At 58.7% G+C, this 24,748-nt stretch carries 25 protein-coding genes and 1 pseudogene; 6 read left to right on the top strand and 20 right to left on the bottom strand.

Annotated elements, in window-relative coordinates; translation table 11 throughout:
• Window positions 1-34: 34 nt before the first annotated feature.
• From ACXYMN_RS19180 to ACXYMN_RS19095, 18 genes are all read right to left on the bottom strand, one after another.
• Complete coding sequence (locus ACXYMN_RS19180; protein ID WP_459015643.1) at window positions 35-640, bottom strand: sugar transferase; 606 nt, start codon at window positions 638-640, stop codon at window positions 35-37.
• Complete coding sequence (locus ACXYMN_RS19175; protein WP_459015641.1) at window positions 637-1,479, bottom strand: NAD-dependent epimerase/dehydratase family protein; 843 nt, start codon at window positions 1,477-1,479, stop codon at window positions 637-639. Before ACXYMN_RS19175 ends, ACXYMN_RS19180 begins: the two co-directional genes overlap by 4 nt.
• An 8-nt stretch (window positions 1,480-1,487) precedes the next feature.
• Window positions 1,488-2,264 carry a glycosyltransferase family 2 protein gene (locus ACXYMN_RS19170; protein WP_459015639.1) on the bottom strand — a complete coding sequence of 259 codons (777 nt, stop codon included), beginning with the start codon at window positions 2,262-2,264 and terminating at the stop codon, window positions 1,488-1,490.
• Window positions 2,265-2,308: 44 nt separating this feature from the next.
• Complete coding sequence (locus ACXYMN_RS19165) at window positions 2,309-3,430, bottom strand: hypothetical protein (protein ID WP_459015637.1); 1,122 nt, start codon at window positions 3,428-3,430, stop codon at window positions 2,309-2,311.
• A 203-nt stretch (window positions 3,431-3,633) separates the two neighbouring features.
• Window positions 3,634-5,196 carry a capsular polysaccharide export protein, LipB/KpsS family gene (locus ACXYMN_RS19160; protein WP_459015635.1) on the bottom strand — a complete coding sequence of 521 codons (1,563 nt, stop codon included), beginning with the start codon at window positions 5,194-5,196 and terminating at the stop codon, window positions 3,634-3,636.
• A gap of 27 nt (window positions 5,197-5,223) precedes the next feature.
• A complete protein-coding gene (gene pseI / locus ACXYMN_RS19155; protein WP_459015634.1) occupies window positions 5,224-6,276 on the bottom strand; it encodes a pseudaminic acid synthase in 1,053 nt (350 codons plus the stop codon).
• Complete coding sequence (gene pseH, locus ACXYMN_RS19150) at window positions 6,273-6,839, bottom strand: UDP-4-amino-4,6-dideoxy-N-acetyl-beta-L-altrosamine N-acetyltransferase (protein ID WP_459015632.1); 567 nt, start codon at window positions 6,837-6,839, stop codon at window positions 6,273-6,275. Before pseH ends, pseI begins: the two co-directional genes overlap by 4 nt.
• On the bottom strand, window positions 6,827-7,915 hold the full coding sequence (gene pseG, locus ACXYMN_RS19145; RefSeq protein ID WP_459015631.1) for a UDP-2,4-diacetamido-2,4,6-trideoxy-beta-L-altropyranose hydrolase: 1,089 nt from the start codon (window positions 7,913-7,915) through the stop codon (window positions 6,827-6,829). The genes pseH and pseG overlap by 13 nt, the downstream gene beginning before the upstream one ends.
• Window positions 7,912-8,601 (bottom strand): pseudaminic acid cytidylyltransferase, encoded by a 690-nt coding sequence (gene pseF, locus ACXYMN_RS19140; protein ID WP_459015630.1) that lies wholly within the window; start codon window positions 8,599-8,601, stop codon window positions 7,912-7,914. Before pseF ends, pseG begins: the two co-directional genes overlap by 4 nt.
• Window positions 8,598-9,761 carry a UDP-4-amino-4,6-dideoxy-N-acetyl-beta-L-altrosamine transaminase gene (pseC, locus tag ACXYMN_RS19135; protein WP_459015628.1) on the bottom strand — a complete coding sequence of 388 codons (1,164 nt, stop codon included), beginning with the start codon at window positions 9,759-9,761 and terminating at the stop codon, window positions 8,598-8,600. The genes pseF and pseC overlap by 4 nt, the downstream gene beginning before the upstream one ends.
• On the bottom strand, window positions 9,762-10,760 hold the full coding sequence (gene pseB, locus ACXYMN_RS19130) for a UDP-N-acetylglucosamine 4,6-dehydratase (inverting) (RefSeq protein ID WP_459015626.1): 999 nt from the start codon (window positions 10,758-10,760) through the stop codon (window positions 9,762-9,764).
• A gap of 80 nt (window positions 10,761-10,840) precedes the next feature.
• Entirely contained in the window at window positions 10,841-11,176 is a 336-nt protein-coding gene (locus ACXYMN_RS19125; protein WP_459015624.1) for a MarR family EPS-associated transcriptional regulator, read from the bottom strand.
• A gap of 329 nt (window positions 11,177-11,505) precedes the next feature.
• Window positions 11,506-12,567 carry a TRAP transporter substrate-binding protein gene (locus ACXYMN_RS19120; protein WP_459015622.1) on the bottom strand — a complete coding sequence of 354 codons (1,062 nt, stop codon included), beginning with the start codon at window positions 12,565-12,567 and terminating at the stop codon, window positions 11,506-11,508.
• 28 nt (window positions 12,568-12,595) lie between these two features.
• Window positions 12,596-14,071: a TRAP transporter large permease gene (locus tag ACXYMN_RS19115; protein ID WP_459015620.1), complete on the bottom strand. Its 1,476-nt coding sequence runs from the start codon at window positions 14,069-14,071 to the stop codon at window positions 12,596-12,598.
• Complete coding sequence (locus ACXYMN_RS19110; protein ID WP_459015618.1) at window positions 14,072-14,659, bottom strand: TRAP transporter small permease; 588 nt, start codon at window positions 14,657-14,659, stop codon at window positions 14,072-14,074.
• A gap of 67 nt (window positions 14,660-14,726) precedes the next feature.
• Window positions 14,727-15,242 (bottom strand): flavin reductase family protein, encoded by a 516-nt coding sequence (locus ACXYMN_RS19105; RefSeq protein ID WP_459015617.1) that lies wholly within the window; start codon window positions 15,240-15,242, stop codon window positions 14,727-14,729.
• Complete coding sequence (locus ACXYMN_RS19100; RefSeq protein ID WP_459015615.1) at window positions 15,242-16,138, bottom strand: aldo/keto reductase; 897 nt, start codon at window positions 16,136-16,138, stop codon at window positions 15,242-15,244. The genes ACXYMN_RS19105 and ACXYMN_RS19100 overlap by 1 nt, the downstream gene beginning before the upstream one ends.
• Window positions 16,135-17,292, bottom strand: a complete 1,158-nt coding sequence (locus ACXYMN_RS19095) for an LLM class flavin-dependent oxidoreductase (RefSeq protein WP_459015613.1) — start codon at window positions 17,290-17,292, stop codon at window positions 16,135-16,137. The genes ACXYMN_RS19100 and ACXYMN_RS19095 overlap by 4 nt, the downstream gene beginning before the upstream one ends.
• Before the next feature lie 95 nt (window positions 17,293-17,387).
• Here ACXYMN_RS19095 and ACXYMN_RS19090 point away from each other — a divergent pair, with 95 nt between their 5' ends.
• From ACXYMN_RS19090 to ACXYMN_RS19080, 3 genes are all read left to right on the top strand, one after another.
• A complete protein-coding gene (locus tag ACXYMN_RS19090) occupies window positions 17,388-18,089 on the top strand; it encodes a GntR family transcriptional regulator (protein ID WP_459015611.1) in 702 nt (233 codons plus the stop codon).
• Window positions 18,090-18,108: 19 nt separating this feature from the next.
• Complete coding sequence (locus ACXYMN_RS19085) at window positions 18,109-19,191, top strand: Gfo/Idh/MocA family protein (RefSeq protein ID WP_459015610.1); 1,083 nt, start codon at window positions 18,109-18,111, stop codon at window positions 19,189-19,191.
• 355 nt (window positions 19,192-19,546) lie between these two features.
• Window positions 19,547-21,475 (top strand): polysaccharide biosynthesis protein, encoded by a 1,929-nt coding sequence (locus ACXYMN_RS19080; RefSeq protein WP_459015608.1) that lies wholly within the window; start codon window positions 19,547-19,549, stop codon window positions 21,473-21,475.
• A gap of 64 nt (window positions 21,476-21,539) precedes the next feature.
• On the opposite strand, the gene ureG is transcribed toward ACXYMN_RS19080, so the two are convergent.
• Entirely contained in the window at window positions 21,540-22,199 is a 660-nt protein-coding gene (gene ureG, locus ACXYMN_RS19075; protein WP_459015606.1) for an urease accessory protein UreG, read from the bottom strand.
• Window positions 22,196-22,666, bottom strand: a pseudogene (locus ACXYMN_RS19070) (urease accessory protein UreF); the annotation flags it as partial. The pseudogene ACXYMN_RS19070 and the gene ureG, both read right to left, overlap by 4 nt.
• Window positions 22,667-23,019: 353 nt before the next feature.
• On the opposite strand from ACXYMN_RS19070, the gene ACXYMN_RS19065 reads away from it, so the two are divergent.
• The 3 genes from ACXYMN_RS19065 to ACXYMN_RS19055 are packed head-to-tail and all read left to right on the top strand — an operon-like array spanning window position 23,020 to window position 24,732.
• The gene (locus ACXYMN_RS19065; protein WP_459015604.1) at window positions 23,020-23,505 is read left to right on the top strand and encodes a hypothetical protein; all 486 of its coding nucleotides are present in this window, start codon (window positions 23,020-23,022) and stop codon (window positions 23,503-23,505) included.
• A 40-nt stretch (window positions 23,506-23,545) separates the two neighbouring features.
• Window positions 23,546-24,484, top strand: coding sequence for an ArdC family protein (locus tag ACXYMN_RS19060; protein ID WP_459015603.1), 939 nt, complete (start codon window positions 23,546-23,548; stop codon window positions 24,482-24,484).
• A gap of 23 nt (window positions 24,485-24,507) precedes the next feature.
• Window positions 24,508-24,732, top strand: coding sequence for a DUF6330 family protein (locus tag ACXYMN_RS19055; protein WP_459015601.1), 225 nt, complete (start codon window positions 24,508-24,510; stop codon window positions 24,730-24,732).
• The last annotated feature ends 16 nt before the right edge of the window (window positions 24,733-24,748 follow it).

Genomic DNA, 24,748 nt, shown 5'->3' with positions numbered 1-24,748 from the left:
ATCAGGGGGAAATTTCAGTGGTTTGCTTGGCGATTTAGCGAAAAACCTTGAGTACAGTTTTAAACATTAACCCGATGTCCATGCAAAGATTCCGATGGCGCTGATAGATCAAGTCCAAGCGCGCCTTTCGGGGAATGCAGGATCGACAATACACCGAGTCCGTTTCTTCCACTGATTGACAAGCCTTGAGCAGGAGCTCTTCATGCCGATGAAAATAGACCGATGCTATTCCCGTCACGCCGGGGCGGGACCTCAGGACTTGACTATAAAGTTCTGGAAATCGGTTGGTATATTGGCGAAGCGGAGGGCGCGGCCCTACAAAGCTGAGATCACCACGAAGAATGTTCCACAACTGGGGTAATTCGTCCAAACGATTTTTTCGGATCACCGCACCGGTGCGCGTAATACGGCGAGTTTTGTCGCCACCCGATACTCCACTGTCGGTAGGCGCGAGCGACATCGTGCGGAATTTGACCAGCTGAAAGCTGTTCCTTGGAGTTTTCATTCTCTCAGAGAGATAAAAGACCGGGCTGCCATCACGTATACGTATGGCTAAGGCAATCGCAAAGATCAATGGCAATAGCAACAAACCTAGTGTTAGTGCGCCCAGAATGTCGAAAGCACGTTTAGAGGCGGTCATTCCAAATCCGAAAGCTGGTGTACGATATTGCCGGCTTGACTATCGCCGGGGTCGAAAGTGTGCAAGGTCTGTAGCAGCGAGCAGTCGATTGTGATGTTTTGGTGACTAGCCGGGCTGGAAGCAGGCACGTAGTGCCAGTCCATGTCTGCGGCATCCGCGAGATCGGCCATGCGTACCGGAAGAGGCGTTGCAATGTTAAGCGAATCCGGTAAGAGCTCAGTCTGCGAAGCGAGGCTGTCTAAAACGCTGCACATCGTGCCAGGTCCGATATACGATCTTTTAGGCCCCAAACCGTCCTCAAATTGTTCGATTGGTCGTGGGTTCTTCGACTTACGGTGTTTCAACAAGGCATCTGCGCCTGCCACATTGCCGATCCGCAGACAGCATACATTGACACCGCAATTACGATAGGGTGTGCAAGCATCTTCCATCCGCGCCTTGGCGTGACCGTACTCATTGACCGGTCGCAAGGGGGACATTTCATGTAGCTCCTCCCCGACTCCATAGACCGCCGATGTGGAAGCCAAAAGAACGCGCGAGACGCCAGCTTCAGCTGCAGCGTCTAAGGTGGCTTTCGCCAAGGCCAAATTCAGGTCCATATCTGTCGCTTGCCCTGGCGTGGCACCCAAAAATACGAACAGCCCGGTCGGCGTAGATGATTGCCGAACGTAGTTCAGAAACGCTTCCGGACCATCGAGAGGCGACCATAGCAAGCCCGCTGATCCCGTTCGCCTGGTTTGGTAATCAATCGAAAATTTCTGCTGAGGAACTTGTCGCCAATGATTGGCCAGTAATTTGCCGACACGTCCGGACGCTCCCAAAAAGACCCAATGTGGCATTGTCATTGTCATGATTTGTATTTTAATTGGTACCAACTAGACAGGTAATGCTTCAGCACGCCGTTCAGGCTGTAGCGGGCGAAGAAAAACGCAGCGACGGGCGAGTTTAGGCCCTGTTCGTGCCGTAGCGCGTACCAAACTTTGCCGGCGCTCTTGAACTTGTTGCGAGACAACGATCCTTGCGTCTTGCGATAGCGTGTCAGAGGAACGTTCAGGCCGTACGCGCGCGCCCCATCTTTCAGCAGCGACAACCAGCAGGCGAAATCGTCATAATAGCTTTCTGGCATGACGATGTCGGGGTGAACATTTCGGTCAATCACAACGGTGGACGTAGCGATAACGTTATCGCCAAGCAAACCCCAATATCCAATTGACTTGGGTACGGCCACGCTGGACGAGACCACTTCGGGATCGACGTCAAACCGAGTAAATGCGGTGTACATCAAACCAGTCTTGCATTCTGCCAAAAAGTCTAGGCTACGCTCAAGTTTTTCTGGCGTCCAAAGATCATCACTGTCGAGAAACGCGAGATATCGTCCGGTGGCAGCTTGAATAGAGGAATTGCGCGCCCCCCATGCGCGTTTGTTCTGTGTATGTTTCAACAGCTTGATCCGTTGATCATCTTGCGCCATCCGAGATATGTTGTCGACAGTGTCATCCGTTGAACAGTCGTCGGTAATTAGAAGTTCCCAATCCTCGAACGACTGCCGCTGAACGGACGCAATTGCATCCGCAATCGTCGGGCTGGCATTATAGGCGGGCATAACGATGGAAACTTCAACCATGGGGGTTCCAATACGGGGAGGAGATTTTTCTGAGATCAAAAGGCTTAGCCAATCAACTGCCGTTTCTTGGCGTAGTCGCAGGCAATCTCGGCGAAGGCGACACCATTCAGTCGTTCTGGATCATATGTTACATATTGCTGAATATATGCCAACATATCTTTACTCGGAGGAATGCAAGGTTGGGCCTCGACGGTCGCACTCTTCAGTAGTCTGATTAGCGTGGCGGCGGTATCCGCGTACGTAAAGAACCGTTCGCTTCGCTCGTTCTTTGGGTACATACACAATTCGCCGGTTGTCAAGCATTCGCCCCAACCTGGCAAGATAATCTTAGCTCCCGAAAGCAAGGCATCAATCAGTGACAAGGAGTTATAGCCCAAAATTATCCGCGATCTGGAAAGTGCCCTCGTCATCGGGATTTTGTCATCAATGACGACGTTGGGGCTCATTCGCCGACGGAGGGTGTTTTTCAGTCGTCGGGTGTCCTCGGCATCCTTGGTCTTGATTAAAAAGGTGAGGTCCGAATTCGTGCACGAAGTGGCTGACTGAATAAATATGTCCAGTACCTCTTGAAAGGTATGATCAGCTCTGTACCCTTTGGAAAAAGTCAGTAGCGTTATATACTGTCTATTCTGCTCTACGCTGGTGGTATGCCAAACGTCATAGCGTGGTAGGCCGGTGGCATAGATGCGATCGGGGTTCGCCACACCTGCGTCGCGTAACATCTGGGCCGAAATCTGCCCAGCCATGACGACAAAGTCACCATCGAAGCGATAAGATGAATCCGCATAGCGAGCATAGTTGAGAGCAACGATCTTGGGAATCACGGCATTCTCTCGACACAGAACCCCGAATACCAGATTCTGCCTCCGACATTGGTATTTCAAACCGACATCTTGCCAATAATCGATATTTGCCGAAAGAACACCTACGATGGGGGCGTGTCGCCGAGCTTGGTCGAGAAGTTCTGCTGCATAAATTGCCTGTGGATCGCGATCGCCCGAGAATGGCTTGGTGGCTGTTTGGTAGTAAGTCTGTTCGCGTCTCTCACTTGGCAGGAAGATCTGCTGAAATCGGACAAAACCTTTTCGTACGATTACAAATCCCAAGCCGGTATGCTCCGACAGCGCCGCGATGTCCTTGTCAAAGGAAGCGCGCATCATTACCATGAAATTGATTCCGCTTGTGCCTGGTACATAGCGTATTGACTGAGCGGTCAACTTCGCCGAAAACTTGGGACCCATTAAACGGCACAGGCCCGCCGCAAGATTCATTGACGTTGTTCGCGCCCACCACATTGTTTTTCTCATTTGTTTCGCCAATAGAGATAAGGAAAGACAGGAACTGTAAGCGCGACGAAATTATCTGATTGCTACCCGTGGTTCCAAATTCGCCGACTGATATCCATGATCAGTCGGCCTCGGTAGTCGGGCCAAGGTTTGCGGATTAAGGGTTCAGCGGCTCTATCAATAGTGACTGGCCAGTTCGACGTGCCCAATTTGGCTAGCACGTCATCTTCCACCATTTCTGACCCTTCTTCCGTGTCCGGGTCGAGGCTCAGCGGTTGTCCCGCAAGAACATCTCTCAAACGATCAAAGTTGTCCGCAGCATACATTTCGCAATAGCGGGCGTCTAGCGGCACGATCGCGTCAGCGAACATCGGTATCCGTTTACTTGCGGTGTGGATGTAACGTAGCAACCGTCGTTGCCTTTCCGCATCCAAGGTCAGGCCGCGCCGAAGCTTCAACGAGTGAATGATGATGTCCAGCTTTTCAAGAGAGCTCGTGTCGTGGGCAAATCCAGCTTCTGAGTAGTGTGCAGTGCCCACTGCCAAGACGTGACGGCCGACAGAGGCTGCCTCAAACGCAGCTGAGGAGTGCGAAACCGCAACCAGGTCGGCGGCACGCATCAAATCGGCGCTACGTACTTTCGATTCGGCAGGAATAAAATGATATCCCTTCGATTGTGCCCAATCCAAATAATATTGACTGATCTTATCACCTTGCGCGACACCGATGTTAGTTGCCCAGTTGGGATGTGCCCTCACTACTACTTGCGAAGGGCTAAGTCCGGTACGCGCAACGATCGCTTCGAACCCGTCCGAAGGCGAGGCCCAATCCATCGTATAATCTTCAGAGCCCTGAATTTCATTCATGCTGCTTGGAAGAATCAAAAATCGCGGGCCGGCGGTATTGAGGGGCCAATTACCCTTTGTCGCGTCGGCACTGTAATTGCGCCATTCGGTCTTGGTTTGACCCATAAGACGATCATGTAAAAACTGGCCTGCGGTCCAAGCGTGAGTTGGAGGCAAAGGCGAGTCGCGGGTCGCTCGCGTCAAACGATGAACCGCTTTCAAGCCGAGACAATCCTCGCCTGGCAAAATGTTAATTCCATGACCAGCGAAAGATCGTTCAACAGTGGCAAATAGCACATTTCTTTCACGCAATGCTTCGAGAATGGCGCGACTGATATCCATACGACCATTGAATAGAAATACGTAGTCAGGCTGACGCTCGGCGATCCAACGTCGCATGCGAGCGAAAGTTTGGTCCACGGCATCGGCCAACCGTTCGGCTTGAGGCTGCTCTGCGAGGTTTGGCAAGAGCGCGTCACCTTCGATCCGATGTAGAGTGCGCAACGACGAATGAATCCATTCCCTCGGCGCGGATGCATTGGCCGAAGGATTGCGAAATTGTCCCAGCCGAGAACTGTGGTCGCCTTGCGTCGCAACCAATGTGGTGGAAGCACGGCAGATTGCGCAGCGCAATGCTTTTCTGTTTTGCCTCTTTATCTCAATATTATAGCACGTCGGTAGCTGGCCATCACAGGTGAGCACATCAACTTCGTGACCCAATGCCTTGATCGCATGTGCAAGGTAAACAAAATGCGCACTATGGGGCATCCATCCAAATAAAGGGACAAGACCTACGCGCATGTCATCATTTCCCGAAAAAGTCAGCGTTCACATCAAACAGTCCCAGGTCAAAGGTTCGCCGAAAGCGAGATCCCGCGCGGCCACACGGCCTAAAACTGCATCATAGTGTTTCGGTGCTAAACCGTGTCCGGGTCTTACAGAACGAACATTATCAGCGCTGATCGGTTGTCCGGCACTAACGGGGGCGGTTACATAGAGTGACCGGCGGAACATAACGTTTCCCTGCTCACTTGATTTGCGTCCGTAATCTACGCGACCCCGAGCCTGCCACGCGGTTCTCGACGCTTCGCAAAGATGCCTAAATTCAGTAGGTTCCAAGGAAAAACTATCATCCGGTCCCCCACCCATACGGTCGAGCGTGAAGTGCTTTTCGATTATCGAACCACCCATTGCCACGCTTGCGATCGCTGTGGTGTTGTCCAGTGTGTGGTCTGATAATCCGGTTGCGAGCCCGAAGCGTTCAATCATGTCGGGAATGGTGGCAAGATTATATTCCTCTGCCTTAGCAGGGTAGCCGCTTACGCAATGCAAGATAGCCAGCTCGGTACAGCCCGCTGAAGTTGCCGCGTCAATGGCCTCAGAAATTTCGTCTGCATTGGCCATCCCGGTGGAGATTATCATCGGTTTGCCAGTGCTGGCGACGTATCGGATTAATGGGATATCTACGGCCTCGAATGACGCGATCTTGTAAGCGGGCGCATTCAGGTCCTCAAGCAGATCAACTGCGGTAGGATCGAATGGCGAGGAAAACATTGTTATTCCCAGTTCGCGCGCATAATCGAACATGGGCTTGTGCCACTCCCACGGAGTGTACGCCTCCTCGTAGAGATCGTAGAGTGTGCGCCCGTCCCACAATCCTCCGCTTATGCGGAACGATTCGTCGTTGCATTTTAGCGTGATTGTGTCGGCTCGATAGGTTTGGATCTTGACCGCATCGGCCCCAGTTTCGCTGGCGGCCTTGATAAGGCGCATCGCCTGTTCTCGATCTCCATTATGGTTGGCCGAAAGTTCGGCGATTACATAAGGAAGTCGATCTGGGCCAATCTCACGACCGGCAATCGTTATCTTTTGATGTGTCACGATTTCATCCTTTGCAATATTTTCGCAAGTATGCGTTCGCTATCCTTACGCCAGCTTGTGCCGAATAATGCGAGACGATGTACATCCACGTACTGTCCATCTATTCTTACGTGTTCTTTGAAGCATCCCTCTTGTAGGAATCCAAATTTCCTATGTAAATTCAATACCGGAACATTGAATGCTAGAACTTCACAGCTGAGCTTACGCATACGGAACTTAGAAAAATAAAGCTCTAAAGCCAAATACTCCATAATTGTACCTGTCCCTTTGGGCGCTGCAGGGCCTGCATAAAATGCCCAGAAAGAGGTACCTGCCGTGTCGTCAAAATTGCTGAATGACACGACGCCTTGTGGTTCGCCGCTGTGCTCGTAAATGAAATATGCTTCAGAGCGACAGTTCTTTTTTTGACGCCACCATTCAATATGCTCCGAGAGCGAAATTTCGTGCTGAGTATACATATTTGCCCGTACCGATGGCATATTTCGCCATGGCAGAACCATCTCGAGGTCGTCATCACGAAACTGGCGGAGGCAGCCTACACGATCTAGCGCTATTCCATCCATCTAGAAGCCTCTTTCGTTAGTATTTCAATAACCCTTGTCGTCCCAAAACCATCCACAATTTTTGCTGCGCTTGCCGCCCTTCGTCGCAAAACTTTTGGGTCCAGACAGTTTTTTATCTCATGTCGAATGGAATTGTCGCTATCCATTTCTTTGAAATTTCTTAAAATTGTTGCTCCATTTGCCTTTGCCAGAGCTTCAGCGCTCTCGCGTTGATTTTCTGCAAGCACCAGCATCAAGGTTGGCAGGCCTAGACAGCAGCGCTCCCAAGACGTACTTCCTGCTGCACCAATTGCGAGGTCAGCTTCAGACATAAGTGCTGCCATATCATTTACATTGACCAAAGCCACGGTGGTTACAGGCATAGTGGCAGCGCGCGCGCGGACTTGGTCCAAAAATGGCGCAGCACTGCCCATTACAACTGTGACCTTCAGACCTTCGGGTAGATCATCTTGGCTGGCCAATACATCTAAAACGTCTTGTGTAGCGTTGTCGGCATCCATTCCACCCATGCTCACCAGGATATGTTGCAACGATGGGTTATTTCGGCGCGCAAGGCTTGCCTTACGCGCCGCAGCAAATTCAGGGCGTAGCAAGGCGTACCGAGTACCGATTAAGCGCGTGCAATCATCCGGCACCAACCCGTCATAGTCCTCGTATTGGCGTCCAAGGTTTTGGTCCAGCAAAATATCGCAGTCATGTTGTCTGTTAGCCATATCGTCAATTGCCATTACCGGGCAGCCTGGCGGAGCGACCGCAGTTTCCCATGCCGCATCGAGCCCATAATGGTCGACGATGATCCGGTCGAGCGGCATATACGCGATAGCGTCCCGCACTTGCGCGATTTCTTCATCTAATAAGATACCCAACCAGCTATCGACTGTATTACGCGGGGCGGGCAGAGTCACCACTTTGTGTTCGTCGGATTTGATCCTGTCAATGAGGTTGCCCCGAAGATTTCGGCAAACAAAAGTGCAGGAGCCACCGCCCTTGGATATCGCTGAAGCCAAAGTCAGGCATCGCATTACGTGGCCACTGCCCATTGTGACCGAAGAATCACAGCGAAAAAGAACTTTCATTTGCGTTGCAGCACCGCGAAAAGCGCCTCGGCGCGCTGCCAATCGTCCGGCGTGTCGATATCTTGCACACGGTAACGCGGAAGCCGGAAAATCTCCGCGTCCGGTCCTATCAACTGGGATTGCTCGGACCAGGCGGCAGCCCGGCCCCAATAGAACTGGCCCGCATCGTGATAAATGTGCTCCAAGTCCTGCGAACGAGTTTGCGCATACTCAGGGTACAACATTTCCACACGGCCATCGGCCCGTTGGCGCATCGCCCTCTGCACCGGAAACGCATAATCGGTTGCAGAGAAGACATATGCGCAATCGCTAGAAATCAATTGGTCCAGACTGGCGCGCAGATCGTCCGCTTGTACGAAAGGCGCCGTGGCGTATAAGCAGCATACAAACTTCGCTTCCGGCCCGCGTTCACGACACCAATCTATGGTATGGCGGATTACGGGCACAGTAGTCGCATGGTCATTCGCCAGTTCGGCGGGCCGAATGAACGGCACCTCGGCCCCATGCTCGCGCGCAGTATCAGCAATTTCTTTGTCGTCCGTAGAAACGATAATTCGGTCGAAACACCCAGAATTTCTTGCCGCTTCGATAGACCAAGATATCATCGGTTTGCCAAAAAAAGGTCGGATATTTTTGCGCGGGATTCGTTTGCTGCCACCGCGAGCCGGTATTACTGCGAGCCTCATTGGCGAAGAATTTCCCGCAATGCCTGAACGACGTGGTCTTGATCGGCCTCTGTCATCGTCGGGAAGAGAGGAATGCTAACAGCTTCGGCATAGTAGGCCTCTGCCTCGGGGAAATCGCCTGGGTTAAAACCCAGATCTCGATAGTAAGGCTGAAGGTGGACAGGAATATAGTGCAGGTTGACCCCTATACCCGCTGCACGCAGCGCCTCGAACACCTCAAGGTGGGATTTGTCGATTTGCTCCAAGTTCAAGCGAACGACGTACAGATGCCACGCCGACTTGGCATCCGGGATCTGGAACGGTGTCTGAAGAGGCAGGTCCGACAATAATTCATCGTACCGCCGTGCAAGCCTCGCCCGCCGGGCGACGTACTCGTCCAGTCGTTCTAGTTGTGATAAACCAAGTGCTGCCTGCAATTCCGTCATCCGGTAGTTATAGCCAAGCTCAATTTGTTGGTAGTACCAGAGACCTTCCGGGGCGCGAGTCATCAGGGCGGGATCGCGGGTGATACCGTGACTACGGAAGAGCTCCATTCGGGCCGTAAGCTCGGCAGAATTGCTCATCGCCATTCCGCCTTCAGCGGTGGTGATGATTTTGACTGGATGAAAGCTGAAAACAGTGATATCCGCATACCTCCCGCAGCCGACCATCTCACCCCTGTAGCTGCCGCCGACGGCGTGCGAGCCGTCTTCAATGATGGCAAAGTCGTATTCATCCGCTAATTCACGTATCGCTGCCATGTCACAAGACTGACCGCATAACGCTACAGGCACCAAGATCTTCGGCAGATTGCCCGCGATTCTGGCGCGTGCAAGTTTCTCGGTCAAAGCGTCGACGCTGAGGTTATACGTGGCGGGATCAATGTCCACGAAGTCAACCGTTGCCCCGCAATAGAGAGCGCAGTTGGATGAGGCGACAAAAGTGATGGGTGACGTCCAGAGGATGTCACCTGGTCCGAGATCAAGCGCTAAGCAAGCGACATGAAGCGCAGATGTAGCGCTGTTAACGGCAACGGCGTGAACGCCGGACCCAACATGAGCCGCCAATGCGGCTTCGAAACGAGGAACGCAGGGACCCTGGGTCAGGTAATCTGACTTCAACACTTGTACTACGGCATCGATATCTGCCTGTAGGATATCCTGGCGGCCATAAGGGATCATTTAAATTTTCCCAATTTGAGAAGCATGGTCGGTTATCCACTTTTGCAAATCTTTTTCCGACATCCACTCTGAATTTGTATCGCTGGCGTAGAAAAAACTTTCGCTGACACGCTTGCCATTTTTGATCCGCTCTTGGCTTTCGGACCAATCGTTGATTGCCGGTAGTATTTTAAAGTGCTCGTCATACTCAAAGGTAAACGGCGCATCTTCGACACCGATCATCTGTTCATGTAGCTTTTCGCCGGGTCGGATACCTACAGTTTCTTGACAACTTTCGGGTGCCACAACACGAGCGATTTCTGTGATGTTCATTGATGGGATTTTTTTAACGTAGATTTCCCCACCGATCATGTCCTCAAAAGCATGCCAGACAAGTTCTACGCCCTGTTCCAGTGAAATCATAAACCGGGTCATTCGCGGATCAGTGATCGGCAGCACACCTTGATCGCGGATCGACAAAAAGAATGGAATGACCGATCCGCGCGAGCCCATCACATTGCCGTATCGGACAACCGAAAATGCCGTGTCATGTTCACCCGCATAGGCGTTGCCTGCGACAAATAGCTTGTCCGACGCCAATTTGGTCGCTCCGTACAGGTTGATCGGGCTCGACGCCTTGTCTGTCGAAAGGGCAACGACCCGCTTCACGCCCTTGTCGATACAAGCATCAATCAGGTTCATAGCACCATTAATATTGGTCTTAACACACTCGAACGGATTGTACTCGGCTGTCGGTACAATCTTGGTTGCCGCAGCGTGAACTACGTAGTCAACTCCATCTAATGCCCGGTAGAGACGGTCACGGTCGCGAACATCTCCAATGAAGAAGCGTACTCTCGGGTCATCCTGAAAGCCCTTGGCCATCTCCCACTGTTTCATTTCATCGCGGGAAAAGACGATGATCTTCTTTGGGTTATAGCGCTTAAGCGTCATTGGAATAAATTTATTTCCGAACGAACCGGTGCCGCCCGTTACAAGAATTGTTTTATCACTCAGCATCTTTGGCCTTCTTCGTTAAATCGTTCCGTTACACGTGCCATAGGTTTCGACTATGGCTATATAGGTTGATTCCTGTCATTTCACTTTTCAGCGTGCAACTCCGCCCGCAGCCTCTCGATCTCATGCTCCAGCGCTTCGTACTCGTCCATGCGGCGTTTCAGGAACCTTTGGGTCAGCGCCAGTTTGGCCGCGATGCCTTTCGGGGTCAGCACGTAGGCGTAGTGCAATTTGGTGTCGGAGGCACGGAAGTTGTTGAACTTGACGTGGCCCTTTTCGGCCAGCGCCTTAAGGCAGTAATTCACGAGGCCGAGGCTGAGGCCCAATTCGCGGGACAGGTCTCGCTGTGAGAGGTTCGGGTTCTGTTCGAGCGCTCGCAAGACACGGAAGCGCACGTCCTCGTTGATTTCGCGCGCCATGACGCGGTCACCACACGGCTACCGCATCGGAGCTCAATGGGTGAGTCCGGCGCGGGCGTTCCATCTGGATGACAGCGTTCACGGTTGAACGCTTATCCAAGTCGACACGTCTTGAAAAGAGGGCCTTTCAGGACTGCTCGAAAAACTGTGCATCGAATGCCGCTCTGCAGCGTGCTGTGGCGGCGGCGGCGTGCAACGTCAAGGCTGGGTGGATTTTCTGCCGGGGTCATGCGCGAAAGTGTCGCAATGCTGCCGACAGTGGATGTCAAGATGGGGCCAAGGCCCCGTGGCAGACCCGCGCGGGACCCCTCCCGCGCGGGCCGCGCGCGTTACTCGATGTCGGCCGCGACCTGGGCGTCGATCTCTTGCTCGGCGGCCGCCACGCTGTCGCGCAGGGCTTGCAGCACCTCCGCGCCGCCCTCGACGTTCTCGGCGAACCAGTCGTAGACCGGCGTCACGGCGTTGGAAAAGGCGGTCATTTCCTCGGGCGAGGGGACGTAGATCTCACCGCCCGCGTCGGTGAAGGCCTGATAGGCGGCCAGTTGCTTGCGCTTGGGCGAGGCAAAGGTCGCCTGCTGCAGCTGGTTGAAGCCATTGACCACGACGCGGCGCATGTCCTCGGGCATCGAGGTGAACGCCTCGTTGTTCATCACCCAGATCGCCGCCATGTAGGCGTGCCCGTCCAGCGTCAGGTATTTCAGCCCGGCATCGGTGAACTTCATGTTCATGATGTCGGTCACGCCGTTCTTGGTGCCTTCGACCACGCCGGTCTGCAGCGATGTGAACAGCTCGGGCCACGGGATCGGGGTGGGCGAGCCGCCCAGCGTCTTGACCAGTTCCTGCGGCAGATCGGCGACCACGGTGCGCATCTTCATGCCTTCGAGGTCCGAGGGCATCGCGATTCGCTTTTTCGTATTCGCGAAGTTGCGCCAGCCGCCGGTATTGCCGATGGTCATGATGCGGATCGCGCCGCCGGAGTTTTCCAGCGCCATGTCGCGCAGGGTGCGGGTGAAGGTGCCGTTGGTCAGTACCGCCTCGGCGACACGGTCGTCGCGCATCAGGTAGGGCAGATCGAAAACCTGCACATAGGGGAAGATGCCCGCGGCCCCGCCCGAGGTGGTCACGAAGATGTCGATCGACCCGTCGGCCACGCCCTGCAGGCATTCGGTGCCGTTGCCGCAAAGCTGCGTGCCGATGAACAGCTCGACCGCGATGGCGCCGTTCGACGCCTTCTCGACGTAATCCTTGAAGATCACGAGCCCGTCGTAATCCTCGTCCTGGTCGTTCGACGTCGCGGTGGCGCGCAGGGTATAGTCCTGTGCCACAGCGACACTGGCTGTGGCGGCCAGAAGCGCGGCTGCGGCCAGCGATGTAAGGGTTTGTTTCAGCATGGTTTTCCTCCCTGAAAAGTAGAGCTGATCAATTCACGAATCCCGCGAGTCGCGGAATGGTGAGCGAGATGGCGGGAATGTAGGTGATCAGCAGGATGACCACCACTTCGACCGCGAGAAACGGCAGGATCGCCTTTGAAATCGTCTCGACCTTTTCGCCGGACACGCTTGAGGCGACGAACAGCACCAGCCCCATGGGCGGCGTGGCAAGGCCGACGGTCAGGTTGACGCTCATGATGATGGCGAAGTGCACCGGGTCGACGCCGAGCGAGGTAAAGACCGGCCCGAGGATCGGCCCGAGGATGATGATCGCCGGTCCCGCATCGAGGAACATGCCGACGATGAACAGCAGGATATTGATGAGAAACAGCAGCGTCAGCGGATTTTCCGACAGCGACAGGATGAACTCGGCCATGATCTCGGGCGCGTGGGACAGGCTGACCACGGTCTTGAACGCCACCGCCGCGCCGACCAGCAACAGCACCGTCGCCGACGCCATGGCCGAGCGTTTCAGAACATCCGCCAGATCCGACAGTTTCATCACCCCCAGCACCCCGTAAGAGATGATCAGCGCATAAAGCACCGCGATGGCGGCGGCCTCGGTCGGGGTGAACACGCCCAGCAGGATGCCGCCCAGAATGATGATGGGCGTTTGCAGCGGGGCCACGGCCTTCTTGCAGACGGCGCGGAAATCCGGATCGACCCGGGTGCGATAGAACATCAGCAGGAAATGCGCCGGGATCAGCATCCCGAGGTAGACCGGCAGGCCGGACGCGCCCAGCCCCTCGGGCAAGAGCCCGGCCAACAGGTAGAACACCGCCGCGAGGTTCAGGCGCAACAGCACGAAGCTGACCCAGTATTCCACCGGGGCGACGGTCGCGCCGCGCTCGACGATGCGTTCGGCCTTGGGCAGGTCGTATTTGTCGGCCATGACCCGCACCATGATCATCAAGCCGACGCCGACCAGGATGCCCGGCACGATCCCCGCGAGGAACAGCGCGGCCACGGATTGCCCCATCACATAGGCATAGATGATCATGATCCCCGAGGGCGGGATGATCGGGCCGATCACCGACGAGGCGGCGGTGATCGCGGCGGCGAAACGGCGGGTATAGCCCTGCCGCTCCATTGCCGGGATCAGCGTCGATCCAAGCGCCGAGGTATCCGCCACCGCCGAGCCCGAGAGCCCCGCGAACAGGATCGAGGACAGGATGTTCACATGCGCCAGGCCGCCGCGCAGATGGCCCATGAAGGCCTGCGCGAACTGCACCAGCCGCTCGGTGATGCCGCCGCGGTTCATCACCTCGCCAGCCAGCAGGAAGAACGGCAGCGCCATCAGCGGAAAGCTGTCCATGCCGTTGTAAAGGTTGCGATAGAGCAGCGCGAGGTCGCGTTCCTGCCCGTTCAGCCACAGCAATATGCCGGGCGCGAACAACAGCGCGAAGAACACCGGCAACCCGATCATCAGGAACACCAGAAAAACCGGCAGGAACCACACCAGCATCTATTCGGCCTCCGGCAGATCGGACGGCGCCAGCGCGACCAGCCCGCGGTCCGCCCCCGCGATGACCAGGATGCGGCGCAGGATCAACTCGACATTGACGATGGCCAGCAGCACGAAGCCCACGAAGACCGACATGTACATCCAGGCCAGCTTGATCTTGACCGTGGTGCCGCCCACCAGATCAAGCGGCAGGCGCAGCGACGAGGATGCGAACAGCCAGCCGGAATTGACGTGATCCCACCCCAGACGGACGCCCATGACGATCACCGTCATCGACACGGCAAGCAGGGCCAGGATGAGGATATCGGCAGTGCGGCGGGGCAGCGCTTCGATCACCATGTCGATGGCGACAAAGCCGCCGTGGCGCAATCCCGACGGCGCGGCCAGCCCGGTCATCCACAGCATCAGAAAGCGCGCGGCCTCGTCGGGCCAGGGCAGGGCGTTGTTCAGCACGTAGCGGAACCAGACCTGCGCCAGGATCACCGCGACCATCAGCGCCAGCGCGACAATGGCAACGCCACGCCCAAGCCACAGCACCCAGTCGTTGAAGATCCGGATCGGGGCGAGAAGGCCCTTGATCAGTCCCACGGCGTCACGTCCTCCCTTGCCGCTTTTGCGGCGGCCACCTGTCCGGTCCCACCGGTGCGGCCCGGTCCTAACGTGCTGCGAAACCTCCCAACTGTCCATTCAGGAATAACAACGGGCTGCCTTCGCGCTGGGTCACGCGCGCGACATAGCCGACGACGATGGCATGATCGCCGCCGTCATGCACCGCGTGGATGCGGCATTCATAGCGCGCCAGAGCGGCCTCGATCAGCGGCACGCCATCGACGCTTTCGCTCAGCATGTCCCGCTGCAGCGCGCGCCCGTCACGGGCGACCGCGTGGCAGAGACTGGCCTGATCCTCGGCCAGCACGTGAATCGCAAAATGCGCGTTTTCGGTAAAGGCGGCATAGCGCTTGGAGGCCTTGGCCGGCGACCAGAGCACCAGCGGCGGATCAAGCGACAGCGATGCAAAGCTGTTGGCGGTGATGGCCAGCGGGCCTTCGGGCGTCTGCGTGGTGACGATGGTCACGCCGGTGGCGAACTGCCCCAGCGCGTCGCGGAAGGCGCGTCGGGTATCGGGACCCGGAACGAAGCTTTGCGCCTCGGGGCGCATCGCGTCGGCCATCAAGGAACCTCGTGGCCAAGGGCCAGCGTATAAAGCTCGAACCAGGTCTCGCGGTCCATCTCCACGGCTTCCGCATCGCCAAGCCGCACGATCCGTTCCAGCGTGTTGGTGCCCATCACCGGCAGGATCTGCGCCGGATGCCGCAACAGCCACGCCACCGCCACCGCCGCCGCGTCGACGCCCTGCGCCTTGGCGATCTTGTCCAGCGCCGCGCGCAACTGCGACGAACTTTCGGCAAACAGCGTCCCGCCCCCCAGCGGCGACCAGGCCATCGGCGGGATGTCGCGTTCCTGCAGGAAGGCCACGTCGCCGTTGGTGAAGCCGTCATGCGCCAGCAGCGACAATTCGATCTGGTTGGTGACCAGCGGCGCCTTCATCGCCGATTGCAGCAGCGTCCAGTCATGCGGCCTGAAGTTCGACACGCCCACATGGCGCACCTTGCCCGAGCCGATCACCTCGTCCAGCGCGGCCCCGGTTTCGTGGTGGTCCATCAGCGGATCGGGGCGGTGGATCAGCAAGAGGTCGATCTGCTCGATCCCCATCAGCTCCAGCGAATGATCGACCGAGGCCAGGATATGCGCGCGCGAGGTGTCGTAATGCTTGACCCGCCGGTCCGCATAGCGCCCCGCGGGGGCGACGATATCGCATTTGGTCACGATCTCGATCCGGTCGCGCAGATCGGTGCCGCGCAGCGCGTGGCCCAGCACCGCCTCGGCCTCGTAACCGCCGTAGATATCGGCCTGGTCCATCGTCGTGATGCCCTGCTCGATGCAGGCCTCGGTCTTGGCGCGGACATGCCCGGGCGAGGTGTCGTTGTCATCCGACAGCCGCCACATGCCATAGACAATGCGGCTCAGCGACAGATCCTCGGCCAGCGAGATGCGGCTTACACTCATATACGGTCTCCTTCGCCAAGCGGCGTCGCGGGCGTTGTTGCGGGCACCCGTCCGTAAACTTCGGGCAGCGAACAGGTCTTCAACTGTGGAAGAACCTTCTGACCGAAATGCCGGCATTCGTCGAGATGCGGATACCCCGAGAAGATGAAGGCCCGGATGCCCATTTTTCGATAACGTTCGATCTTGGACATGACCTGATCCACCGATCCGACAAGGGCCGCCCCGCATCCCGACCGCGCGCGGCCGATCCCGGTCCACAATCCGGGCTCCACATAACCGAACTGGTCGGCCAGTTCGCGCGCCCGCGCCTGGTGGCTGACCCCGAGAGAGCCTGAATCGTGCGCCCGGTCGCGGATCAGCTTGCCGTATTCGTCATCCAGCTTCGAGACGATGTAATCGGCGTAGTCACGGGCCTCGGCCTCGGTGTCGCGCACGATCATGTGCACGCGCAGGCCGTAGTCCAGCGTCCGGCCATAGCGCTCGGCCACGCCGTGCACCGCGCGCATCCGTTCGGCCAGCTGGTCCTCGGGTTCGGGCCACATCAGGTAGACGTCGCAATGCTGTCCGCAAAGCTCCAGCGCGGCGGGGGAATAGCCGCCGAAGTACAAAAGCGGCCCGCCATTCTGCTGATAGGGTTTCGCCGGGTCGGTCCAGACGCCCTTGAACTGGTAGACCTCGCCATCATGGTTGATCTCGTCGCGGGTCCAGGCCTGTTTCAGGATCTCGACCACCTCGCGCGAGCGTTGGTAGCGAAAGCCGCTGTCGGCCTTTTCGCCCGGAAAATCCGACGAGATGATGTTCAGCGTCAACCGACCCTTCATCATGTGGTCGATGGTGGCGATGGTGCGCGCCAGCATGATGGGCTGCATCTCGCCGCAGCGGATCGCCGCCAGCATGTTGATCCGGTCGGTGACCTGGCCCCCCGCCGCGACAAAGGACAGCACGTCCTGCCCGACCTGATAGGAAGACGGGCACAGGATATTGCGAAAGCCCTGGGCTTCGGCCTCTTTCAGGATCGCCGAGCAATGGTCCCAGCTGGACCGCAACGCGCCGTCGGGCACGCCGAGAAACTGGTAATCGTCGGAACAGAGCGCCGCGAACCACGATACCTCTGCGGCATCGAGATCGGCGGACGTGACGGGAACGATGGTCATGGGGGTCCTCGCGCGGGATGGGGGCGACTTTCCCCTTGCGTAGCATTGTCATTGATGTGCATCAATAGTGTAGCAATTTTCGGACAAGGCCGTCGATGCACGACCCGACTTCCCTTCCGCGCTACATGCAGGTGGCCGAAACCCTGATCCGCGACATCGCGTCGGGGCGGCTTGCCGATGGCGCGCGCCTGCCGCCGGAACGCGAGATGGCCACCGACTGGGACGTGTCGGTCGGAACCCTGCGCAAGGCGCTGGCCCGGCTTGAACAGGAAGGCCTGTTGGAGCGTATCCAGGGGTCTGGCAACTATGTGCGCCATGCCGCCGGGGAGACGGGGGTCTACGCCTTGTTCCGGCTCGAACGTGTCACCGGGGGCGGCTTGCCCACCGCAGAGCTTATGTCGGTCGAGCGGCATCCGAAAGATGCCGATATCCCCGGGTTCGGCACGTCGCCTGAGGCTCATCGCATCCGCCGCCTGCGCCGCGTCGGTGGCAGCCCTGCCGCGCTGGAAGAGATCTGGCTCGATGGGGATGTGGTGCCCGCCATCGACCCCGCCGCCCTGTCGGAGTCGCTCTACCTCTATTACCGCGAAACGCTTGGCGTCGCGATCACCCGCGCCGAGGACCGCATTGGCGTCGCCCCCGTGCCCGAATGGGCCGCGCCGGATTTCACGCTGGCGCCGGGTGCGGTCGCGGGCTTCATCGAACGGCTGGCCCAAAGCGCCACCGGTGCCCGGATCGAATATTCGCGCACCTGGTTCGACAGCCGACATGTGCGCTACGTCGCGCGGCTCAAATGACAGATCGGGGCAGGTGCGCATGATCAATTACGGCATCATCGGCGCTGGCATGATGGGGCAGGAGCATATGCGCAACATCCAGCTTCTGGGCGGGGCGCGGGTCGCGGCGATTGTCGAGCCGGATACCGAGATGCGGGGCAGGGCGGGGGCCATAGCACCCGATGCGGTGATGGTCGACAGCGTTGCCGACCTGCTGGCCCGAGCAGACCTTGACTGCCTGCTGATCGCCAGCCCCAACCATCTGCATGTCCGCCACATGGAAGAGGTCGCCGCGCTTCGCCCGCTGCCGTTGATCGTGGAAAAGCCGCTTTTTACCCAAGCCGCCGACGCCGACCGCATCGCGCGTCTGGCGCGCGACTATCCCGCGCCGATCTGGGTGGCGATGGAATATCGCTACATGCCGCCCATCGCCATGATGCTGGACCGCGCCCATGCCGCGACCGGCGGCATCCGGATGCTGACCATCCGCGAACATCGGTTTCCGTTTCTCGACAAGGTCGGGGCATGGAACCGCTTCAACGCCACGTCCGGCGGTACCCTGGTCGAGAAATGCTGCCACTTCTTCGACCTCATGCGGGTGATCCTCAGGGCGGAACCGGTCCGCGTCATGGCGTCGGGCGGGCAGGCGGTGAACCATCTGGGCGAGGTCTACGAGGGCCATGCCTCGGACATCTGGGACCATGCTTTCGCCATCGTCGAATTCGACAGCGGCGCGCGGGCGATGCTGGAGCTGTGCATGTTTGCCGAGGGGTCGAAATATCAGGAACACCTGAGCGCGACGGGCCCCTCCGGCAAGATCGAGGCGCTGGTGCCCGGCCCGACCCGTTTCTGGCCCGAGAGGCTGGGCCCGCCGCCGGTTCCGAAGGTGGTGATCAGCCCCCGGCACCCGGCTGGCGAAGAGGTGCTCGACGTGCCGGTGGACCCAGCACTGCTCGATGCGGGCGATCACAACGGTTCGACCTTCTATCAGCACCGAAAGTTCCTGGCGGTGTTGCAGACAGGCGCCCCGGTCGAGGTCAGCCTCGCCGATGGTGCCAAGGCCGTCGCCATGGGACTGGCGGCGCAACGCGCTGCACAGACGGGCGAATCAGTGCGTCTCTGAACTTGGGGCAGAGGCTGATTTCGCATGATTCGCGATTGCCAACCGAAATCGCGCGGAAAAAAGGGGACAGAGCATGCGGCGCGGGACGTAACTGCGTGCGCAGCGTGCGGCGCCGCGGTGCAGCATTCGGGAATGGGCCTATCCCCCGGGAAAGCAAAGATTTTTCATCCGATTCCAGTCCGTTGGCAAGATACACCGCTTTCCCTAGCGGCAACCTGACGCGATCCAGACCAGGGATGGCAGATGGCGGCATTCCGCCGCTCATCACGAAAACGTAGCCAAGTCGCTTGTCTTCCGCTAAGTAAGTCGCGCTGCTCAGACGTATCTTTTCATTCATTATTTTTGGCTTGTACCCATGACCGGTATTCTTCAGTTCGCGCTCGGGTTTTCGCGCCGCACAAAACGCATGTTGCTTATTTCCGCGGATCTCATCGTTGCCCAGGCTGCGGTGCTCGCGGCCTTGTTTCTGCGCTACGGCACGCTCGACCCGCAGTTCGTCCCGACCCTTGACTGGACGCTCTTCGTGGCGGTTCTGGCCATCAGTGGCGGACTGGCCTGGATGTTCCGTCTCGACCGCGTCAAGTTGCAGTCGGTCGACAGCAAGGCCGTGCAGAACATCATCGGCTATGCTGTCGCCGCCGCGATCATGCTCAGCGTCTTTTTCTACCTCAGCGCGATGCCGGGGCCGCGGTCCGTGCCGATCATTTTCGGCGTGTTCTGCTTTTTCGGCAGCGCAGGCTACCGTGTCCTCGCGTTGCAGTTTTTCCAGCACATGGCCACCAACACCGATTCCAAGCGGGTGATCATCTATGGTGCGGGCGCGGCCGGCATCCAGTTAGCATCCGCCCTGCGCGCCTCGTCCGAAGCGCGGCCCGTCGCCTTCGTCGACGACAACCCGAACCTGCGCGGCCTGATCATCGCCGGTCTCGATGTGTCGGCACCCTCGAAACTGACCGAAATCGCCGAAAAGCGTCACGCCGACACCGTCCTGATCGCCATTCCGTCCCTGTCCAAACCGCAAACCAGCGAGTTGGTGGAATACGTGCGCAAGACCGCGTTGGACGTGCAGATCCTGCCGTCCTACATCGACATGATGGCCGGCAATCTCGGCACGTTCAATCATCGCACCGTGGTGCCCGAGGAACTGCTGGGCCGCGATGCGGTCGATCTGTCCAGCGACGAGATCGACGACGCCTACGAGAACCGCACCGTGATGGTGACCGGGGCAGGCGGGTCGATCGGGTCCGAACTTTGCCGCCAGCTTCTCAATTGCAAGGCCAAGCGGATCGTACTTTTCGAGCGCAGCGAATTTGCGCTCTACAGCATCGATCAGGACCTGCGCAAAGTCGCCGAGAAGCGCGGCATCGAGGTGATTCCCGTGCTGGGCTCCGTCACCAACAAGATGCGGGTGTCCTGGGCGCTGGCGGAATACGAGGTGCAGGTCGTCCTGCACGCCGCCGCCTACAAACATGTGCCGCTGGTCGAATCCAATCCGCTGGAAGGCGGTCGCAACAACGTCATCGGCACGATGATCACCGCCGACGCCGCCATCGAAGCCGGGATCGAGCGGTTCATCCTCGTCTCCACCGACAAGGCCGTGCGCCCGACCAACATCATGGGTGCGACCAAACGGATGGCCGAAATGGTCATCCAAGACCGGCATCGCCGGTCGGGCCGCACCGTGTTCTCCATGGTGCGCTTCGGCAACGTGCTCGGCTCTTCCGGCTCGGTGCTGCCGCTGTTCCAGAACCAGATCGCCGCCGGTGGACCGGTGACGGTGACCCATTCCGAGGTTACGCGCTTCTTCATGACAATCCCCGAGGCGGCGCGTCTCGTGCTGCTGGCCGGTGCCTATTCCGAAGGCGGCGACGTCTTCGTCCTCGACATGGGCAAGCCGCATCGCATCGTCGATATCGCCAAGCGCATGATCGAGTTGTCCGGTCGCAGCGTGAAGGACCCGGAAACCGGCAAGGGCGATATCGAGATCATCACCACCGGTCTGCGCCCGGGCGAGAAGCTCTACGAAGAACTGCTGATCGACAACGACACCCTGCGCGGCACGCCGCACCCCAAAATCCTGCGCGCCGAGGAATACGCGCTGTCAGCCGAGGAGGTGGCCGAAATGCTCAATGAGCTTGGCCATTGCATGCGGATCAATTCGCCCGCCGACTTCCGCACGCTGGTTGCCGAAAAGGTGCGCGAATACCGCCCCTGGGTCGCAAACGAAGATGCGCCGTCGGCCCCGAAGGACGCCGCCATCGCGCCGAGCGCGGCCAGCCGCTGATATCTTCTGACCCAAGACCGGGCGCGCGACCGTACCGTCGCGGGCCACGGCCTGCGATCGGATCTTAGGCGTCCGCCGTTTCTGCCTTGTCCTCTGTCGCGGTATCGCCCGCATCGATGCCGCCGATGGCGGCCAGAAGGGCCACGATGTCGCGGACGCCGTCGCGCGTGCGCAGCGAGGTGAACACGAAGGGCCGTCCCCGCCGCATGACCTTGGCGTCCCGGTCCATGACCGCAAGCGATGCGCCCACATGCGGGGCAAGGTCGGTCTTGTTGATAACCAGAATGTCCGACCGCGTGATCGCCGGGCCGCCCTTGCGGGGAATTTCCTCGCCCGCGGCCACATCGATGACGTAGATGGTGACATCCGCCAGCTCGGGGCTGAAGGTCGCCGACAGGTTGTCGCCGCCGCTTTCGATCAGCACGACGTCGATGTCGGGATGCCGCGTCACCAGCTCTGCCACGGCGGCCAGGTTGATCGACGCGTCCTCGCGGATGGCGGTGTGCGGGCAGCCGCCGGTTTCCACGCCGATGATACGGTCCCGGGGCAGCACCTGAAGCCGCATCAGGGCCTCGGCGTCTTCCTGGGTGTAGATGTCGTTGGTGACGACCCCCACCGACAGCCGATCGCGCAGCGCCTCGCAGAGCGCCGCCGTCAGCGTGGTCTTTCCGGCCCCGACGGGCCCCCCGATGCCGACCCGCAGGGGTCCATTCATAGCGGTCATGTGCGGAACATCCTTGAATATTGGGTTTCGTGTTTCATCGACGCGATATCGGACAGAAAAGCGGTGGAGGACATCGCCGCGGGCCCCGCATCCTGCGCCCGGCTGGCAACCTGCCGGACCAGCGGCGTCAGATCGCGGATCAGCCGCTGTCCCTCGGTCTGGCCGATCGCCCCGAGGCGCGTGGCGGCAGAGACGAAATTGGCCAGGACGCCTTGCAGATACATCTGCGTGGTCAGGTGCGGCGGCAGGGCTTCGCATCTGGCGGCGTGCCCGACCGCCACGGGATAGGCCAAGGCCCCGGGGTCGCCATGTGGCCAGACATCCGCGAAGATCCGGCAGAAGGCGCGGCCTTGCATGCGCGTCTCAAGCAGGCGTTCCGCCGAGGCGGCAAGGGCACAGCATTCCGCGTCCAGCGCGGTCAGCGCGGCGGGGCTTTCAGCGGCATAGCCCGCGACCAGGAACAGACAATCGTTCGTAACGCTCCATTACTCTGAACGTCGAGAACCCTAATTTTTGGGCTTGAGAAGTCGCCGTTGGCGCGTTTTTTGCCGATCGAGAACGTCAGATAAGTTATTGATAATATGCCAAAGACTGCGGCAGTCGGACCGGAGTTGCCGTTATGGCTTGCCGATCTTGGACCGGAACCGGCACTTACTGCATGCAGTCGCTGGGGTCCGCGGAGGTGTCGGACCCTCGGCAGTTACCCCAGACCAATTGGCTGGTGAAAAGGGAAAGTGTTCTTCGGGTTTTGTGACTGACGGATGAGGGACTTTGGGGTGCCTCGGACGGGTCCGGGCCGGGTTCCGGTCTGCCGTTCCTGATGAAGGACATTCCCATGCAAACAGGTGTTTTGCGCGTCTTGCGCGCGACCGCTGCCTCCTGGTGGCGGCATAAAGAGCTGCGCAGAACTGGTCAGACGGCGCTGACGCGGCAGCTCGAACGTGAGACTGTCCTGCGTGATCTCGGCTATCTCAGGCTGGCGGGGACATTACCGAATGCTTATGTGATCTGCGGAGAGGGTGGGACGTTCATTCACCTCGGTTGGACCACCGTGTCGACCCTCGCGCCGATCGAGCGCTTTCCCTTGGCCTCTCTTGCGGTCGCACGAGGGACACCCTTCATCGACATTCGACCCGTCACCGATGTCATCGCTTTCGCGACCCTGCCGCAAGTTACGCGGTACGGATCGGCCGACCCTGACCATTCGGGTGTCAGCAGGTCCGTTTCTCTGACCACCTACATCGACATGCTCGAAGAGCTCGGCGCGAGCATCACCAACGATCCGCGCCCCTGTCGGTCAACCTAGTCGCCACTCCCTCTCATCATCACTCGAAAGGAGGCCAGCCATGGCCCGATCCCGCATGCCCAAGTTCGATGCCTCCGAGGTCATCACAAACGAAATCATCCGTATCATCGAGCGCGGCGTCCTGCCTTGGCGCAAGCCCTGGACGGCAGGCGGCAGCTCGCGCCCCCTGCGCGTGTGCGGCGACCCTTACCAGGGCGTGAACAACTTCCTGCTGACCATGCGCACCGTGATGGCGGGCCACAGCTCTCCCTTCTGGATGACGTTGCCGCAGGCCAATGCGTTGGACGCAAAGGTCCGCAAGGGCGAGAAGTCCTCTGTCGTCGTTTACTACGGTCAAAGCCGCAAAGACATGGGCGGCCATGACGACCGCAGCGATGGCGATGATCGCTCCGAGGAAGCCCGCATCTTCCGCTTCCAGAAATCCTACCGCGTGTTCAATGCCTGCCAGATCGAGGGCTTGCCCGACAGTTTCTACCCCGACCCGGAGCCAGCGCCCGAGTATACGCCGTCCGAGCCCATCCCGCACATGCAGGCGTTTTTCGATGCCATCGACATCACAACCGTCTTCACGGGCACGGAGGCGTACTATTTGCCGCCCGTGGACAAGGTCTTCATGCCACAGGTCGCGCGGTTCGAGAACCCGCGGAATTTCTACGGGGTCTGGGCCCATGAGCTGGCCCATGCCACGAAAGCCCCCTATCGACTGAACCGTGATTTCGGATTCTCGAAGTTTGGCAACACGTACTATGCGCGCGAGGAGATCGTCGCGGAATTGACCTCGGTGTTCCTGGGTCAGACGCTCGGCTTCACGGCGCATACGCTCGAGATGAATGCTGCCTACCTCCACAACTGGCTGCGCGTTCTTCGGTCGGACAAGGGTGCGATCTTCAAGCACGCCGCGGACGCGCAGCGCGCCTGCGACTACCTGATCGCCAGATCGGAGGCGGGCAGGGCAGGGCGCAGCGCCGAGGCCGCCTGACCACAGGCAGAACGGAGACGCCCATGTCACGCAAGGAACCCAAGACGCTGCGGGTGGCCTGCTTTGAAGGTGGCCGCCGCAAGATCATCACCTTCAAACGCGGAGCTTATTGGTGGAGTCCGTCCGAGGGCGCCTATCCACTCTTGTCTTATGATTTTGGCAGCTCCCGTTGCATGATGGGAGCCATCACGCTGATCGCGCAAATTGGCGTGATAGCGGGGGATGGATCGTACCCCTCTGGGTCATGATGGACCGATGCCGAGT

It is taken from the genome of Roseivivax sp. CAU 1753, assembly GCF_054482575.1.
This window is presented reverse-complemented; position numbering and strand designations above follow the sequence as displayed.